We start from the raw sequence: 16,981 nt of genomic DNA, 5'->3' as shown, positions 1-16,981 counted from the left end.
ATCTAGATCAATAAATCAATTAGTGCATAGCCCTTAGGTTTTACCAATGATAAATTTATTTAGATATTGATATATTCTTACATTTATGATAGCATATTTACAGTATGAAAACTTTAGATAAATCATTACCGTTATTATTAAAACGGATCTCGGCACAATACCCCAACATAAGAGCTCAAATGTTTAAGGGCGAAGATAAGGACTTTAAAAGTCTTTCTTATAAACAGCTGTATGAGATTTCTCTTGATTTTGCAGCAGGCTTGCTTTCGATAGGAGCAAGGCCGAAAGATCATATCGGTTTGATTGCAGATAACCGCAAAGAATGGCTGCATGCAAGCTTCGGTATTATGAATATCGGGGCTGCAGATGTTCCGCGAGGCTGTGATGCTACCGAACAGGAAATTACTCACATCCTTTCTTTTTCGGAATGTAAATTTGCCGTTTTAGAAAATGAAGCTCAAATCAAAAAAGTTTTGAGCAATATAGCAGAAATTCCCCTTCTGGAATCGATTATAAGTATAGATAATGCCGATTTTAAAAAATTTGAAGAAGAATTCGACATTAAAGAAAGAAATATTAAATTTTATACCTATGCTGAAATTATAGAATTAGGCAAAACTGCAAGGATTGAAGGCAAATTCAAGCCGGAAGAATATGCAGAAAATGTCGATACCGATGATTTGGCTTCGATAATCTTTACATCAGGTACTACGGGCAATCCTAAGGGGGTTACTATGACCCATAGAAACTTTATGACTCAGCTTATGGAGCTTCCTGATAGGATTATCCTTAAACCCGGCCAAAAAGCAATTTCGGTTCTTCCGGTTTGGCATTCATTCGAGAGAGCTTGCGAATATGTTATCATAATTTCTGGCGGAACTATCGCTTATTCAAAGCCGATAGGAAGCGTTCTTTTAGCAGATATGTTAAAGATAAATCCGACTCTTTTCCCCTCCGTTCCGCGAATTTGGGAGGCTGTTTATGACGGTATCTTCAAAGCTATGAAAAAAAGAGGCCGCCCTCTTTATTACCTCTTCTTATTCTTTATTGAAGTCGGAATAAAAACAATGCGCCTAAAGCGCAGGGTAATGGGTCAATGTCCTCACTTTCAACGAAGGACTAAGGTTATCTACCCAATCTTGGCTATTCTTCCTCTTTTGTGTATTGCCCCTATGTATTATATTGGAGATTTACTTATTTACCGTACAATCCGTAAAAAGTTCGGTAAATGCTTTAAGGCAGGGGTTTCAGGCGGAGGAGCCTTACCGCCCAATGTTGATGAATTTTTTTGGGCTATCCGAATAAGCGTTGTCGAAGGCTACGGTATTACCGAAACAGCCCCTGTTATTAGTGTACGGCCCATGCCTAAACCCGTTTTCGGAACTTTGGGTAAACCTTTAGCCTGTTTTGAATCCAAAATTATAGATAAAAACGGAAACGAATTGCCTCATAACAGGAAAGGGCTGCTCCTTGTCAAAGGTGATGCCGTAACAAAGGGATATTATAAGGATCCGGAAAGGACAGCTGAGGTTATCGATAAAGAAGGCTGGTTTGATACGGGCGATCTTGCAATAAAGACAATCGACGGCGAGCTAATTCTTAAGGGCCGCAGGAAAAATACAATAGTTTTACGCGGAGGTGAAAACATCGAGCCTGTCCCGATAGAGGTAAAACTGCAGGAATCCCCCTTAATTTCTATTGCCGTTGTTTTAGGTCAAGATCAAAGAGCCTTGGGTGCCTTAATTGTAGTTCATAAAGAGAACCTTCAATCATGGGCTGCAAATAACGGTTTACGGAATGTGCCTGTTACCGAGCTTGTACATGACTCTAATGTACAGAAAATGTATGAGGCGGAAGTTGCAGAGCTTGTCAATTCAAAGACCGGTTTTAAACTCTTTGAAAGGATAAACAAGATTGTTCTGCTTCCTGAAGAGTTTCAAGCAGGAAGGGAACTGTCTGCAAAGGGCGAGATGATGCGTCATAAGATAAATCAGCTTTACCGAAAAGAAATATACGAGCTCTTTAAATAAGCCGTTAAAAAACTGTATAAAGTTTTAGTAAAAAGCCCTTATAAGGTGATTTTCTTATAAGGGCTTTTTTTATAAACAGCTATGAAAAAAAAGAAGGTTTATCTTAAGAGTTATTATACCGCTTAAAATAAACCTTTTTTTGCGGCGAACTGGACTTGAACCAGCACACCCGTTAAGGCATCAGCACCTCAAGCTGACGTGTCTACCATTCCACCACCGCCGCAACTGAAACGGATTTTATCAGATAATCAAAAAAAAGTCAATAGAAATAAAGACTAATTTATATATTTATGACATCCATGGATTTTCAGTGCTATCTTCTTCATTCCCTGATTCTGAGTTGTTATTTTCAGTATTTTCAGTTTCAGGTAAAACATCTCCATTCGGCTGAGGATCCATAAAAATTGACGGGTCAATTTCAAGAGGGTCTATGTCTATCTTTATTTCTTCTTCTCCTTTTGCCATACCCGCCCCTTTTATTCTGTCTATACCTATATCTTTAAGCTTTATACCTGCCGTATGCTCGGTACAAATTTCGGTAGGTTCCGTTCCATATAGGAATGGAAGGGTGATTGTTTCATCGGTACAGTTCTCTGAAGGGAGCATTCCGGATTTTTTACATACATCCACCATTAGCACCCCTTTTTCAGGTCTTACAAAATCTTTAAAGGGCTTATTTTTATGAACTTCACGCATAAAGTTTGCCGCTACATATCCTGAAAGAGCAGCACCGGCATTATCCGTTCCTAGAGAATAACTGCCTCTATCAAAACCGTACCAGGCAATTGCCGAATAATATGGGGAATATATAGCAGCCCATGAGTCCGACCAGTTTTGGGTAGTTCCGGTTTTTGCAGCCATCGGCATCCTAAAAGTTTTTCCTGTCTTTTCATCCTTATAATCGAATTTTTTACCGCCTGAAGACGCACCGAATAAGGTTCCAAGAGTGATGGTCTTTTTTAGAATTTCCGTCATAATAAAGGCATTGCTCGGACTTATTACCTGCATAGCGGCGCCTCTTTTGCGCTGCTCAATTCTTAGATCAAGCTCAGGATCCATTATTGTTACACCATCTCTATTTTCTATAGCCCGTACAGCAATCGGGTCAACAGCCCTTCCTTGATTTCCAAAGATAGCAAAGGCTCTTAAAAGCTGAACAGGGGTTACCGCACTGATTCCAAGAGCTAAAGGATATACCTTCTCAAATGTTCTGTCAATTTCGGCAGGATCCGTAATACCCATAAGATTTGCAATACGGTCTATAGCCCTATCAAAGCCTACCATTTCCAGAGTTTTAATTGCAGGAATATTTAACGAAAGGGGCAATGCCTTATATACCAAAACAGTGCCATTCCATTTTCCGCTATAGTTATTCGGAATATACTGTACTCCGTCGGCAGACTCAAAAACCTGAGGAGTATCATCCATTCTTGTAGCTGCAGTTATTACTTTTTCATCTATTGCAGCAGAATATATCAAAGGCTTTATTGTACTTCCGACTTGGAGTTTAGATTGAGTAGCTCTTATAAGCTGATTGGACTCATTAAATTGACTTCCGCCTATCAGGGCTGTAATGTATCCTGTTTCATTTTCTATCGAAATAAATGTGCCTTCTACAACCCTTTCCATCAAAACTTCCTGCATCTTGGCTGTTGACTGTTTGGTAAGAGTTTTTAGGTTGTCTATACCGCACATTAGAGCCAGTACATCTATCGTATTATTTAGATTATTTCGATAATAAGAGTTTGTTTTTACCGTAAGCTGCTTTTCACCTACACTGAGAGAGTCTATACCGAAACAAAGACTTAAAAGGGCCGTTAAATTACTGTATCTTTCGGCCTGACTAAAAGAAGCGGATGTTGAGGCTAAAACTCTTTCATTTGCTGTAGTAATATATTTTTGAAATTCTCTATCAGCAATTTCTTGATGCCGAAGGTCACAAGTAGTATGTACCGTATATCCGTCCTTATAGAGGTTCATTGTGCCGTATAGCATATTATCTACAACATCCCGCCTTACATATTCCGAAAACCATCTTGCCTTATCTTCGCGGGTAAGCCAGGCCGATAAAGCTATTCTTGTATAGTCAAAATTAGCCCAGTAGTCTTCAAAGGAATCTGAAGCCTCCTCTTTAGAAACAAAACCTAGGTTTATCATGTTTTCAAGAACGCTTTCCTGCCTTTCCTTTGCTCGGTTAGGATAAGTAAAGGGATTATACTTTGTAGGATTTGAAAGCTGAATAATTAAGATAGCGGCTTCAGCGGGTGTCAACTCTGCTGCAGAGTGTCCGAAGTAGAAACGGGAAGCGGCGCTTGCCCCATTTGTTCCCCCTCCGAAATAAGCTTCATTTAGGTATAGCATCATTATCTCGTCTTTTGAGTACCGCCTTTCCACCTGGATAGCCCACCACAGCTCTTTTACTTTTCTTTTTATGCTTCTATCGGTCCTATCACAATACAAAAGCCCTGCGATTTGCTGAGTAATTGTACTTCCGCCTCCTAATGATTTTCCCGTAAGTTGTCCTATAACAGCCCTGATAATCGATTTTATTCTAAAACCCTTGTGCTCATAAAAAAGGCGGTCTTCACGGGCTAAAAGAGCTGCAATTAGATATGGAGAAATATCTCCGTAATTTATGAGTTCCCGTTTTTCATCCAATGAGAATTCAGTTATAAGGTCTCCTCTTATATCCAATATTCTTGACGGCAAAGCCGGATTAAAGTCAACAAATAATTCGCTTTGTTTTATATTTTTTGTCATTGCCATCATCTTTCCGAGGGCAAAGGCTCCGCCTGCTAAAATGAGAAAAATCAAAATAAGATATAAATATATTACCTTGCTCAGCCTATTCATACAGTTAAATAAAACACAATTTTAAGTTTTTTACAAGTAGGTAGGTTGTAAGGCTGTCTGAAAAGTAGAGATAGCCAGCCTCATCATAAAAGGCCGGATAAAAAAAGAGCCGGTTTAAAAACCGGCCCGCCCATCAGGCTATCGGCAGACGGTGGGTGGGAGGGGAACCGTCCGCCGATATTTATTTATCGGCTAAGGATGAAAAAACTTAAAGTTATCTTTTCTTATTTTTTAAAATAATCCATCTGATTTTATCTGCAAGATTAAAAAGTTTATACATAAAGGGTTTATATACAAAATCAAAGGTGCCGATATATTCTACTAATTCAGGATTATAACCTGCTTTAAATTTATGAAAACCGTACCATGAATCCGTCGTATCGGGATTAGGGCCTAAACAGCCCCAAAGGTCAAAAACTGAACAATTTGACTCTTTCCCGTATTGAATAGCCTTCCACATTATGAGGTTATTGGGCATCAATTCGCGATGATTATTGCCGGATGCCCCATAAGGATAGTAAAGTTTTCCGTTAAATTTAAAAAGAATCCATGCAGTTAAGACCTCTTCTTTATAAACGGCTTCAAATATTCTAAGGGTATCTTTTGGAAATATCTTGAACATCCGTCTAAAGTATTCCCCGTTATGATTAAAAAAGCCCTGTCTTTTTGTAGTTTCTTCCATAAGCCTTATATAATCTTCCATGCCTTCTTCGGTGCTCTTATCGATTATGCTTACTCCTTTTTTTTCGGCAAGGCGGATATTATACCTAGTTTTGGAATGAAAAGAAGATAAAAGTTCTTCCTCAGTCCTATCAATGTCTAAGATAAAGTTATATTTTTCAAAAAAAGGCTTTCCGTTTTTTGCTCCGTTTTTCAGCAAGAATTTTTTCTTATCTTCAATAGGTTCATCTAAAAAGCCGGCTTCCGAAGAAGCCGCTTCTAAAGACTTATCTTTTTGTGCAGGACTAAAGACATCCGGTTCTACCTTTATAAATACAGCCCTATGTTTTTTTGCTGCCTCTTTTAAGGCTTCAATATGTTCGAATTCGGGCATTAGGGTTTTTGAGGCTATACCAACCGTATAATTGGTCTTAGGTATTTTAGAAAATATAATCTGAATGCCGCTTTTTAATTTTCCGTCTTCAAAAAAGCCTATCCTTTCAGGAACGGCCCCCATGTTTTCTTTAAAATCTCCCCAAATCCATGATTGAATAGGATGGGAAACCAAACTGTCGAATTCTTCTCTATATTCGGCAGTCAAGAATTTTGTTTCTTTCATAATGATTATATAATTCCTATTTATTTTTATCTACAAAATTCGCCGGATTTTTTGGTATACCATGTTCATGTATTTCAAAATGAAGATGAGGTCCTGTAGACATTCCGGTAGACCCTACGGCGCCGATAATTGTACCCGATTTTACGGTTTCATTCAAGCTCGCATAGACCTTGCTCAAATGGCCGTATAGGCTGGCTCTGCCGTCCGTGTGAGCTAAAATTATATAGTTGCCGTAGACCTTGCTATAAGATATTTCTTTTATACGCCCTGCAGCGCATGCCATAACAGGGCTGCCGGCAGGGGCTGCCAGATCTATCCCCGGATGATAAGTTTTTTTACCTGTAAAGGGGTCAGGTCTTTGTCCGAAATCCGAAGTCAAAACAGCTTCTTTTAGAGGAAAAAGATAAAAGGGCTTGAAGAAAAAGGCCCTAATTGTTCCGTCAAAAAGTTCTCCCGGAAAACAAAAGACCTCCCTTGTACCGGAAGCTTCATATATTTTTATTTTTAAGGGCTCTGCATTATATTTTCCAAAAAGAGCTTCTGTTAATTTTTCTATACTTGAAGCAGCTTTTTGAGGAAGGTATACCGCAGGCAGTGTAGGAAGAATAAATATTTTACCTGCAATCTCGGTTTGAATTGATTCTATACGGTTGAGAGTAACAATTGCATCATATGGAATACAACAACGGGATGCAATTTTTTGAATTGTATCCTCATTTGTTGCTTTATAAGTATAAAACCTTATAGGAAGTTCATCTCCGGTTTTTAAAGCCGCCAAAGCTTTTCGTGCTTCTGCAACATCATCACTGTATTGAACAAAAGTATCATTATCCATACCCAGTTTTTCTATATTAGGATATACAGTCTGTGCTATAATAGGTAAAGGCAAAAAAAAGAAAAAAAAGAAAAGTTTAAAGGCCTTCATTACTCTTATTTTTAGTTTGATTTAGATCGAAAGCTAAAAAACCATAAATAAAAAATACAAGAATCAGCACTATCAGTGCTGATATCTTATGAAATGTTAAAACCAGCCTAAAGGAAATCAAAAGACCTCCTATTATGGTCAACTTTCTTAAAAATGAAATAATGAGTCTGCGAGGGCTTTTTTTATATGCCTTTATTATTTTTTTTACCATAAGGTAGATAAGAGCACATGAAAATAAGCTTATGGAAATTATTGTGTATAAACCTACATTTACGGAAGCTAATTTCCACAAAGGGAAAGCTACTGCAAAACCTGCAAGCACACACATTCCGGCTATAGCCAGAAAGGTCAAAAAACCGAAAAAAATCGATCCATAACCCTTTATAATTTTTCTAAGACTCATAAAATTCCCCCACAGACTCGAACTTGAGGTTTAACCGGCTTAAAATTTAAGCAGATTATTCCTCGGAGATTGCTTCTACAGGACAAACACCTGCACAAGCACCGCAGCTGATACATGTATCAGCGTCAATTACGTGTTTGCCGCCGGCCTCGCTGATAGCGTTTACGGGGCATTCACTTTCGCACGCGGCACAGTTCGTGCATTCATTAGAAATTTTATAAGCCATTTGCATACTCCTTATCATAAATTTCCATGAATATATTATAACATTTACACATAAAAAAAACAAGACATGCCTTTATTTATAGGGTAAAAAAAAGAGATTGGCACCTTATGCCAATCTCTAAATTAAGCGTTCTTGAAATATGATTCAAAACGCATCATGTATTATCCGGTTATAAAAAACGGCATCCGGATGTCAAAAAAATGCCGTTTGTATACCCGACAGCTGATATTATTATCGGGTTTATATAAAAAAAACTTAAATTTTTTTGGTAAAATTAGAACATAATTGGTATAAATTTATAAATAAATATAAAAAAAAGGGATATAAGAATGTCTTATATCCCTTCAAAGTGCCGTCGGACAGAATCGAACTGTCGACACAAGGATTTTCAGTCCTTTGCTCTACCGACTGAGCTACAACGGCGTAACAGAGGCGATATTATCAGTTTTTCCAAATTATGTCAATAGGAAACTTTGAAAAACTTCAGTTTTTTGAGATAAGCTTTGCTCACCGGTTGTCCTTGATTTTAAATTGCCTTAACTAATAGATTAACTTGACGGGGCAGTGATCCGATCCCATTACTCCGTCTAAAATAAGCGATTCTTTTATCTTAGGTAAAAAGGAATCGTTTACACAGTGATAATCCAGTCTCCAACCGATATTTTTTTCTCTGGCCCTAAATCTGTAGCTCCACCATGTGTATTTTGCAGGTTCTTGGCAAAAATGCCTAAATGTGTCGGTATAACCCGATGAGGTGAACTCGTCCATCCATGCTCTTTCTTCAGGGAGATAGCCGGGATTTTTTTCGTTGGCTTTCGGGTTTGCAAGGTCTATAGGCTTATGAGCTATGTTGTAGTCCCCGCAAAGAATTACATTGTTTCCTTCCTCTTGTATAGAATCGCAAAATTCGAGGATTGCTGCACAAAAGTCAAGCTTGTAATCCAGGCGGGCTCCACCGTCTTGCGAGTTGGGAAAATAAGCAGAAATAATCGAAACCTTGTCAAAGTCTGCAACCAAAACCCTTCCTTCATCATCAAATTCCTTTAAGCCCATTGTTCTTATTTGAAGGGGTTCTTTTTTTGTAAAGATAGCCGTTCCCGAATAACCTGCTTTTTTTGCAGAAGCCCAATAGGCAAAATATTTTCCATTAGGCAGATCGGGTTCGGTAAGCTCCTTGCTGAGTTGAGCTTTTGCTGCCTTTGTTTCCTGCACGCAAAGCACATCGGGATTTTCGGTATTAAGCCAATCCAAAAAGCCTTTTTTTTCTACGGCCCTGATGCCGTTTACATTCCATGAAATAATCGAATTCATCAAAGCGGCCTTCCTATAACTGCGATAAGATTTCGGTGTGGTCTTCAAAGATGGCTACCGTGTGTTCCATATGACATGAAACCGACCTGTCGGCCGTTACGACAGTCCAGCCGTCTTTCTTTACCTCGACATCGGCTGTTCCCATGTTAATCATAGGCTCTATTGCGACTACCATTCCGGCTCTTAGACGGGGATTCGGCCTCATTCTTTCAGGCACATTAGGAATACTCGGGTCTTCATGTACACCGAGGCCTACACCGTGTCCGCAATAGTCATAAACGACCCCGTAATTGTGGGCACTGGCCAAATTAAAGACCGCCTTTGAAATATCGGAAACTCTTTTACCTGCCTTACATGCTTCAATCCCTGCATAAAGGCACTTAGTGGTAACCTCTAAAAGTTTGAGGTTTTCTTTTGAAACATTGCCGACAGGGTAGGTTACACAAGAATCGCTGATGTATCCTCCTAGGTCTATTCCTATATCCATCGAAACAAGGTCTCCATCTTTTACCATTCTTTTACCTGGAATGCCGTGAATAACCTCTTCGTTTATCGAAATACAGGCTGCCCCCGGAAATCCTTCGGAATACCATGCGGGAACGCCGCCGATTTTTTTTATGTAGCTGACACAAAAATCATCCAGCTCTTTTGTACTAATTCCGGGCTTGATTACGGGTTTTAATTCTTCAAAGAGTTGAGCAAGAGCCTTACAGGATTTTCTGATGCCGTTAATTTGTTCTTCCGTTTTAATTATAATCATAATGATTCTCCAGTTGATTTTGAATAATTTTAATTCCTCTTAATTTTGGACTAAGCTTCATTGCCTCATTGACGTATTGTGAAGCTTTATATGTGTCGCCAAACCTATAATATATTTCGGACATACGCTTAAAAATGTTAGCCCTATCTATCTTTTTAAAATCCAATTCCAAAGCGGCTTCATAGCAGTCTAGGGCAACTTCGTCTTCAACATACCTATGCAGTTTATCGATTATTATGGATTTTATCAAGTCGGTAACTTCGGGAAAAAAATGTTTAAAGTACGGCTTTTGTTTTTCCAAATAGAAGATCTCTTCTAAAAGTAAAAAAGACTCATAATACTCTCCTCGGAAATAAAGCTCTTCTGCAAGTACAAATCCGCAGTCCATAAAATCTTCTCTATTAAAATACTTTGAAAGGTAGAAGCCTCCCGCCTCGCTTCTTCTTTTATTGTATTCTTCTACGGCGGATTGTTCCAATCCATGAAAAAGATCGAAGAAGATGAGCTTAGCACGGCTTTCGTAGTCCGTTTTTTTTAAAAGCCATAGCCGATAATCAAAACTTTCGGCTGCATTTTTCTTTGAAAAAAAATCGAAATAATCAAATGGGTTTTCACTGTCCGTTTTTTCTTTTAAGATGTTTTGGTAAGCATTTAAAAGAAGCCTCATAGCCGACTCGGATTTTTCTTTTTCTTCTCCCGTTTTGTGCTGAGTTAAATCCGGATGGTGCAGCTTAGCTTTTTTTCTAAAAGCCGTCTTTATCTCGGCAACCGAGGCCTCAGAGGATATACCTAAAAGAGCATAGTTATCGTCTTTTTTCATCATAGAACCAGTGATGATAGCACTTATCTAGGCGCCTTGTCTAGTGTAAAAAGAAATATCTTATAAAAACAAAATACCGAATAGAGCACCGGCTGCAACCAAAACTATCGGATGAAGCTTTTTAAAAAAGATACTTACAAAAAATAGGAGCCAAAAAAATGCAAACTGTTTTATATGCACAATGTCCGTTATTTTACCGCTTACTCTAAAGACAGGTAAATTTAAAACGGAAATATTTATGACCTGCCAGCAGGCAACTGCAATCATACCTACGGACCCTGCCCTTAAACCGTAAAACCTTTTTTTTACCAAGGGCTTTTCTTGGAAGGCTGAGGCAAAGCGGGCTATCAAAACTATAACTACCAGTGAAGGAAGAACAATACCTGTAGTTAAAACAACACTTCCTAACACGCCGTAAAGCTCATAGCCGATATAGGTTGCCATATTAATCCCCATAGGTCCAGGCGTAGATTCCGAAATGGCTACCATTGCAAAAAAATCTTCGGAACTTATGAGCCCGCGGGGAATCAGTTCTTGCTGCATGAGGGTTATAGCAACAAGACCTCCCCCTATAGTGCAAAGTCCTATGTACATAAACAAAAAAAACAAACCAATCAAGCTCATCAGAATTCTTCTCTCCTATTTTCTTTTAAACCCCGCCTCGATTTGATGGTTTGAAAAATCCAGCCTAAAAGGGCTGAACCTATGACGATCCACACTCCTTGCACATTAAAAGCAAACATTAGAATAAATGAAAGAGCTGCTATAAAAAATGTACAAAGATCAAAAACCGTTTTCTTTCCAAACGAAAAAACAGCTTTTACCAATAATACGGAAACTGCAACATTTATTCCCTTTAAAGCTTTTTGTACCCAAACCAGCTCATTAAAATTTGAAACAAAGGCGGCTATGAGGGTAATGATTATTAGGGATGGAAAAACGATTCCCGATGTAGAAAAAATAGAACCTATCACCCCTGCCCTTTTGTATCCGACAAATGTGGCGACATTTACAGCTATAATTCCGGGTGTACTCTGCCCTATAGCAAAATAATCTAAAATCTCATCCTCGGTAAGCCAACCCTTAGAATCAACCAAGTCTCTTTTTAAGATAGGCAGCATGGCAAGGCCTCCGCCGAATGTTACAAGCCCTATCTTAAAAAAACTTGCAAAAAGAGAGACATAGGTTTTAAAACGATTTGCTTTGTCCATTTTTAATCTTCTTATCGGAAAGATTAGTCTTCAAGAATATTTTTTGAATCAAACCAAATTTTTTCAAGGCTGTAAAAATTACGGGCTGTTTCACTCATAAGATGCACAACAATACCGCCCAAATCTATAAGCCTCCACTCATCCCCGTCAGGAGATTTACGCTTGGTATGATATTCTTCCAAATTGTGTTCAGGTAAAAATTCGTACACTCTTTTTTCCAAACCGCCTGAATGAGCAGCACTTGTTACGGTACAAATTACAAAAAAATCCGTCCAAATATTTTTATCCCGTAAGTCCAGAACAACAACATCTTCGCCCTTAAAATCGCGCAATAATTTTCCAAGCTCCAAGGCTGGAGTATAAAAGTCAAAATTTTCTATCATTAGTTTTTATCCTTATCATTATCAGTATTATCTTTTTTGTTGTCTTTCTTTTCTACAACAAAAAAACCGTTAAAATCCGAGCCCAAAATCAAAGTAAAGTCTACATTTGTTTCACTTCCGAAATCTCCGCCGGAAGGAAGTTGGGTTGTTTGAATATTTTTACATCTTATAACCTTTGCTACAATCTGAGCTACGGCAGGGTTTCCGATTCGGTCAATAAGAACTGTTTCACTTACAAGGCTTTCCGAATTTCCTATACTCACAACATCGTAGGCAAAGCTTTGGTAAAGCTCAGAGGTGCTTTTTGCAAGCCCCTGAATATCGGTCCCGTTTAAAATTTCCAAGGCATAAACCCGCTCAAGGGCTGAAGAATCATCGGAAGCCAATACCGCAATTGTTTGGCGGATAATTTCTTTTATCTGTTGCCCCTCCCTAAACGGAATTAAAAGACGCTTATCTTCGATAATTCTTACAGCTCCTGTAAGCCTCTGCGGCACTAAACGCTCAGAGTCCATTTTACTTATAGATTCAAGTAATTTTTTTAAATCGGAACCGGCAACATTCGATTTAAAATTATTGCTTAAAACCGAAAATCTATCTTTGGAAAAAATCTCAGGTGAATTATCGCTTATAGCCCTAAAAAGAGCCAGAACGGCTTTTTGCTTTCTTGAGGCCGCTTCACCATCGGCATCCAACTCATCTTCATAAACAAGGAAGTCTCTTATTTTATCTCCGTCAAGAGAAACCGAACCTGAGGGTAACAATATTTTTCCGTGCTCGGTATTGATATCAACTGGAGCCGGAATAAAAACCGACAGCCCCCCAAGCATATCGGTAAGCATAGAAAAGTTCTCAAGATTGCATGTCAGATAAAAAGGTACGGAAATACCTGCAAGTTTTTCAACTTCACTTTTAAAGCTTGATATACCTTTTTCGGTATACACAGCCCCTATTCCGTCGGTACGGTTTAAAGATTGAATAATCAAACCTATATTTGAAGGAATGTCGAACATCGCAGCCCTCTTTGTTTCAGGGTAATAGGCTAATATACTCGTAGAAATCGGAACCCCATTATCCTCAATAACTAAAAGAACTTTTAAGATTTTATCGGATGAAATATAATCTTGTACGGTATCTCTTTGCATTTTTAAAAGGACTAAAACAAAGGAAGTAATTAAAACAATGAGAATTACTAAGAGGAATAAAATATTTTTTCCGGTATCCATGAGTTTTATTTTCATTTTTTAAGCTCCTTTTGTATTTGTTCATACATTTTTTTTGTTTCCGGATGAATACTTGCTCCCTTTTTTTTGATATAGGCAAGGTTCCAATCCAAGACTGCAAGCATCAACTCATTAAGAGAAGAAGATTTTACCATATCCCTAAAGTTTTCGGTATCGGGACGGCCCGGTTCTATCTTATCGGCTATATAAATTATTTTCCCCAAGGCATCTATTCCTTCATAACCGAATGTGTGAAATGCAACAGCTTTTAAAACAGACTCATCATTGATGCCGAATTTTTTTCGTAAGACCGCAGCAGCAGCCCTCCCATGTAATAGATTTAAGCGGGTTTTTTCAACCTCATCTATTCCAAGCCCGTCAGCTTCTACAAGTTTTACCAACTCTTCATCGGAACATTTTTTACAGATATCATGGGCAAGACCTGTAAAATAGGCAAGTTCAGGTAAAACGGCTTCGCTATTATATTCTTTTGCAAGAATGTTGGCATAATCTGCAACACGAAGAGAATGAGAATATCTTGAACCATTTAGAACAGTTTTTGCGTAAGAGTCTATTTCCTTTATTTTTGATGCAATATCTGTAATACTCATAGTTTAATGAAACTCATCCTTAATCTTTTTATATAGTCCATTTTCTTTAATATAAGCATAAACTTCTTTTGAAACAAGAGAAGAAAAATCTTCTCCCTTTAAGATCGATTCCCTTATCATGCTGGAAGAAATATTTAAAATATCATTGTTTAACTCTTTAAATGGGAAGTCTTTTTTTTGTAAACAGCTATTTAAATCTTCTTTTTCATTTCTTCTGCCGATTATAATATCGGTTTTCTCTATAAGCTCATCCGAATTCTTCCATAAGGAAAATTTTTCTTTTAAATCATCCCCTATAATTAGGCCTATTTTTCCTTCGATATCTGGAAATTTTTTATAAAGATAATTTATCGTATCTATCGTGTAAGAAATACCCTGCCTTTCAATCTCGTAGAGTTCGCAGTACATGTAAGGCTTATCTGCAATTGCAAGAGAGATCATCTTAAGCCTATCTGAAGTTTGAGTCTCCTTGCAAAAAGTTTTAAAAGGAGATATATAGGCCGGAACTATAGCAATCCTATCATAGGAAAATTCTTTATAAGCGGAAATAGCTAAATGCAAGTGTCCCAAATGGATAGGATTAAAAGAACCACCTAAAATTGCCAGCCTCATTTTTTCGGTTTCCTTTTACGGCTTAGGCTGACCGTTGCTCCAAAGTGCTCCTCGTCATATGTTTCTCCATAAGAAACATCATCCAGCTCCGCCGTCATAAAATTTTTATTTTGTTCATAAGGGTCAAGACTCTCTTTTTGAGGTTTTGTACTTTGCATTTCATCGGCCAAGCGGATAAAGGCTTTTTTTACCTCTTCCAAGCCCCATTCATTGTAAAGCGAAATACCTAAAATTTCCTGATCGGGGATTGCATTTTTAAGCTCCGTAAATCTTTCTTTTGTATCGGGTAAATCCAATTTTGTGGCAATTATTATTCTTTTCTTTTGGGCCAATTCTTTTGAATAGCTTTCCAGTTCTTTACAAAGAATACCGTAGGCCTTTAAATAATTATCGTCTGAAAGGTCTATTAAAAAGGCGAGACCTGCCGAACGGGATATGTGCTTTAAAAATCTTATGCCGAGTCCTATACCCTCGGAAGCTCCTTCAAGGATTCCCGGTATGTCGGCAATGATGACATCCCTTTCTTCGTCTACACGCAAAACTCCGAGGTTCGGAATTTTGGTGGTAAAGGGATAAGGAGCGATTTTAGGCCTTGCATTTGTAAAATAATCGAGAAGAGAGGATTTTCCCGCATTAGGGAAGCCTACCAAGCCTATATCGGCTATTATGTTAAGCTCTACGATTATTTCCCTTGTTTCCCCTTCTTGTCCGGGAAGGGCAGTTTTAGGAGCCTGATTGGTGGAGGTCTTAAAATGACAGTTTCCCCAACCGCCGTTTCCGCCTTTGAGAAAAACAAAGCGGCCTTCTTCCGCATCTCCAAAGTCCAAAATAGTTTTGCCGGTTTCAGGGTCTTTTATTACACAGCCGGGAGGAAGAGGGATTACGCAGTCATCTCCTTTTTTACCGAAGCGCTGAGAGCCTTCCCCTCCTCCGCCGTTTTTTGCCTTGTACACTCTTTTATGTCTCAAATGAACTAAAGTTCTCATATTACGGCGTATTTCAAAGATAAGGTCTCCGCCTCGGCCGCCGTCCCCTCCTGAGGGACCACCCATAGGAACATATTTTTCCCGTCTAAAGGCAATACAGCCGTTGCCGCCCTTTCCTGAGGAAACCCTTATTTTAGATTCATCTGCAAATTTTACCATAATTGCTCTTTTTTCCTACAAAAAAAGCCGGCAAAAACCGGCTTTTTTATACATTAACTCGAAGCCAAATTATTTTGCTTCGATAGATGCGAGTTTTCTACCCTTTCTTTCATGGTAGGTAACTACACCGTCAGCTTTTGCAAATAATGTATAGTCTTTTCCGCAGCCTACATTGTTCCCCGGATGGATTGAAGTACCTCTCTGGCGAACCAAAATTGAACCGGCCGATACCTCTGTTCCGCCGTAAACTTTAACACCCAAATATTTAGGATTGGAATCTCTTCCGTTTTTTGCACCGCTGCCGCCCTTTTTACGTGCCATAATAATCCTCCAAAAAAATTATCAAAATCTTACTCTATCTGTAAATCCAAACAATCGGGATATTCGGCCTCGATGGCCATCAAACCTATTGTTAAAAATTCCAGTAAATACTGCAATCTGGGCCTATCTTCCTCCGAAAAAGCTGTTACCTTTGCCGAAAGATAGCCCGGATTATCAGCCTGTATTTCGGCCTTTAAGCTTGAACTCTCTTTTTGAACCGAGCTTAAGCTTAAAACAGCCGTTTTAAGCAAAATGGTAACGGCGGCACAAACTATATTGCCGCCTTTTTCCGGCTTGCTTTCATTATCGCCAAAATCAGCGTGAGTGCCGCTGGCGTGGCCTGACGATTCAAAGGCCGAAAAACAGTTTTCAGCATTTGAAATAAGCCGAATTTTTACCACTTTTCTTATCCGACAATATTGTCAACAGTAATACAGGTATGTCCCTGTCTATGTCCTTGGGTTCTGTGGTAGTTTTTCTTAGCCTTGTGCTTGTAAACAATAACCTTTCTTTCTCGGAAAGAATCGCCTACTGTGACAGAAACCTTAGCTCCGCTTACATAGGGAGTTCCTACAGTAACCTTATCTCCATCGCTGATCAAAAGAACGGTGTCGATGTCGATTTTGCTTCCGTTTTCTGCAGAAAGCTTATCAACTACGAGTTTTACCCCTTTTTCAGCCTTATACTGTTTGCCTTTATACTCAATAAGTGCGTACATCTTTATACCTCATAAAAAAATCTTTTGCCGGCATATTAACGGGTTTATACCGGACAAATTTAAACACTAGGAACGAAGTATACCAAAAAACCGCATAAAATGTCAATAGGCCGCATTGACTCTATTTAAAGGATTAGATAGCCTTCGGCT

Annotated in this window: 19 protein-coding genes and 2 tRNA genes; 1 reads left to right on the top strand and 20 read right to left on the bottom strand. The window is 38.6% G+C overall.

The window, feature by feature from the left end; translation table 11 throughout:
• Window positions 1-104: 104 nt before the first annotated feature.
• Window positions 105-2,030, top strand: coding sequence for an AMP-dependent synthetase/ligase (locus E4N78_RS06555; protein WP_255812233.1), 1,926 nt, complete (start codon window positions 105-107; stop codon window positions 2,028-2,030).
• 140 nt (window positions 2,031-2,170) lie between these two features.
• Here the strand turns inward: E4N78_RS06555 and E4N78_RS06550 are convergent.
• The 20 genes from E4N78_RS06550 to rplU form a co-directional block, all read right to left on the bottom strand.
• Window positions 2,171-2,253 (bottom strand) — tRNA-Leu (locus tag E4N78_RS06550).
• 65 nt (window positions 2,254-2,318) lie between these two features.
• On the bottom strand, window positions 2,319-4,883 hold the full coding sequence (locus E4N78_RS06545; RefSeq protein ID WP_255812232.1) for a penicillin-binding protein 1A: 2,565 nt from the start codon (window positions 4,881-4,883) through the stop codon (window positions 2,319-2,321).
• A 214-nt stretch (window positions 4,884-5,097) separates the two neighbouring features.
• Complete coding sequence (locus E4N78_RS06540; RefSeq protein ID WP_255812231.1) at window positions 5,098-6,162, bottom strand: lipid II:glycine glycyltransferase FemX; 1,065 nt, start codon at window positions 6,160-6,162, stop codon at window positions 5,098-5,100.
• 16 nt (window positions 6,163-6,178) lie between these two features.
• Window positions 6,179-7,087 carry a M23 family metallopeptidase gene (locus tag E4N78_RS06535; protein ID WP_370645014.1) on the bottom strand — a complete coding sequence of 303 codons (909 nt, stop codon included), beginning with the start codon at window positions 7,085-7,087 and terminating at the stop codon, window positions 6,179-6,181.
• Window positions 7,074-7,490 carry a hypothetical protein gene (locus tag E4N78_RS06530; RefSeq protein ID WP_255812228.1) on the bottom strand — a complete coding sequence of 139 codons (417 nt, stop codon included), beginning with the start codon at window positions 7,488-7,490 and terminating at the stop codon, window positions 7,074-7,076. The genes E4N78_RS06535 and E4N78_RS06530 overlap by 14 nt, the downstream gene beginning before the upstream one ends.
• Before the next feature lie 55 nt (window positions 7,491-7,545).
• Complete coding sequence (locus tag E4N78_RS06525) at window positions 7,546-7,716, bottom strand: DUF362 domain-containing protein (RefSeq protein WP_002670897.1); 171 nt, start codon at window positions 7,714-7,716, stop codon at window positions 7,546-7,548.
• A gap of 350 nt (window positions 7,717-8,066) precedes the next feature.
• Window positions 8,067-8,139 (bottom strand) — tRNA-Phe (locus tag E4N78_RS06520).
• A 117-nt stretch (window positions 8,140-8,256) separates the two neighbouring features.
• Window positions 8,257-9,027, bottom strand: a complete 771-nt coding sequence (locus E4N78_RS06515; RefSeq protein ID WP_255812227.1) for an exodeoxyribonuclease III — start codon at window positions 9,025-9,027, stop codon at window positions 8,257-8,259.
• A gap of 13 nt (window positions 9,028-9,040) precedes the next feature.
• The gene (gene map / locus E4N78_RS06510; protein ID WP_255812226.1) at window positions 9,041-9,787 is read right to left on the bottom strand and encodes a type I methionyl aminopeptidase; all 747 of its coding nucleotides are present in this window, start codon (window positions 9,785-9,787) and stop codon (window positions 9,041-9,043) included.
• A complete protein-coding gene (locus E4N78_RS06505; protein ID WP_255812225.1) occupies window positions 9,774-10,610 on the bottom strand; it encodes a DnaJ domain-containing protein in 837 nt (278 codons plus the stop codon). The genes map and E4N78_RS06505 overlap by 14 nt, the downstream gene beginning before the upstream one ends.
• Window positions 10,611-10,667: 57 nt before the next feature.
• The gene (locus E4N78_RS06500; RefSeq protein WP_255812224.1) at window positions 10,668-11,231 is read right to left on the bottom strand and encodes a chromate transporter; all 564 of its coding nucleotides are present in this window, start codon (window positions 11,229-11,231) and stop codon (window positions 10,668-10,670) included.
• On the bottom strand, window positions 11,231-11,818 hold the full coding sequence (locus tag E4N78_RS06495) for a chromate transporter (protein ID WP_255812223.1): 588 nt from the start codon (window positions 11,816-11,818) through the stop codon (window positions 11,231-11,233). The genes E4N78_RS06500 and E4N78_RS06495 overlap by 1 nt, the downstream gene beginning before the upstream one ends.
• A 23-nt stretch (window positions 11,819-11,841) precedes the next feature.
• Window positions 11,842-12,201 (bottom strand): ribosome silencing factor, encoded by a 360-nt coding sequence (gene rsfS, locus E4N78_RS06490; RefSeq protein WP_255812222.1) that lies wholly within the window; start codon window positions 12,199-12,201, stop codon window positions 11,842-11,844.
• Entirely contained in the window at window positions 12,201-13,442 is a 1,242-nt protein-coding gene (locus E4N78_RS06485) for an LCP family protein (protein WP_255812221.1), read from the bottom strand. The genes rsfS and E4N78_RS06485 overlap by 1 nt, the downstream gene beginning before the upstream one ends.
• Window positions 13,439-14,035, bottom strand: coding sequence for a bis(5'-nucleosyl)-tetraphosphatase (symmetrical) YqeK (gene yqeK / locus E4N78_RS06480; RefSeq protein ID WP_255812220.1), 597 nt, complete (start codon window positions 14,033-14,035; stop codon window positions 13,439-13,441). The genes E4N78_RS06485 and yqeK overlap by 4 nt, the downstream gene beginning before the upstream one ends.
• Window positions 14,036-14,038: 3 nt before the next feature.
• Window positions 14,039-14,647, bottom strand: a complete 609-nt coding sequence (gene nadD / locus E4N78_RS06475) for a nicotinate (nicotinamide) nucleotide adenylyltransferase (RefSeq protein WP_255812219.1) — start codon at window positions 14,645-14,647, stop codon at window positions 14,039-14,041.
• The gene (gene obgE, locus E4N78_RS06470; protein WP_255812218.1) at window positions 14,644-15,792 is read right to left on the bottom strand and encodes a GTPase ObgE; all 1,149 of its coding nucleotides are present in this window, start codon (window positions 15,790-15,792) and stop codon (window positions 14,644-14,646) included. The genes nadD and obgE overlap by 4 nt, the downstream gene beginning before the upstream one ends.
• Before the next feature lie 69 nt (window positions 15,793-15,861).
• Window positions 15,862-16,113 carry a 50S ribosomal protein L27 gene (gene rpmA / locus E4N78_RS06465; protein WP_002669471.1) on the bottom strand — a complete coding sequence of 84 codons (252 nt, stop codon included), beginning with the start codon at window positions 16,111-16,113 and terminating at the stop codon, window positions 15,862-15,864.
• Between the two features lie 29 nt (window positions 16,114-16,142).
• Entirely contained in the window at window positions 16,143-16,514 is a 372-nt protein-coding gene (locus tag E4N78_RS06460; RefSeq protein WP_255812217.1) for a ribosomal-processing cysteine protease Prp, read from the bottom strand.
• A gap of 5 nt (window positions 16,515-16,519) precedes the next feature.
• The gene (gene rplU / locus E4N78_RS06455; RefSeq protein WP_255812216.1) at window positions 16,520-16,831 is read right to left on the bottom strand and encodes a 50S ribosomal protein L21; all 312 of its coding nucleotides are present in this window, start codon (window positions 16,829-16,831) and stop codon (window positions 16,520-16,522) included.
• Between the last annotated feature and the right edge of the window lie 150 nt (window positions 16,832-16,981).

The sequence above is a fragment of the Treponema denticola genome (assembly GCF_024400535.1).
Taxonomy (GTDB): Bacteria; Spirochaetota; Spirochaetia; order Treponematales; family Treponemataceae; genus Treponema_B; species Treponema_B denticola_C.
This window is presented reverse-complemented; position numbering and strand designations above follow the sequence as displayed.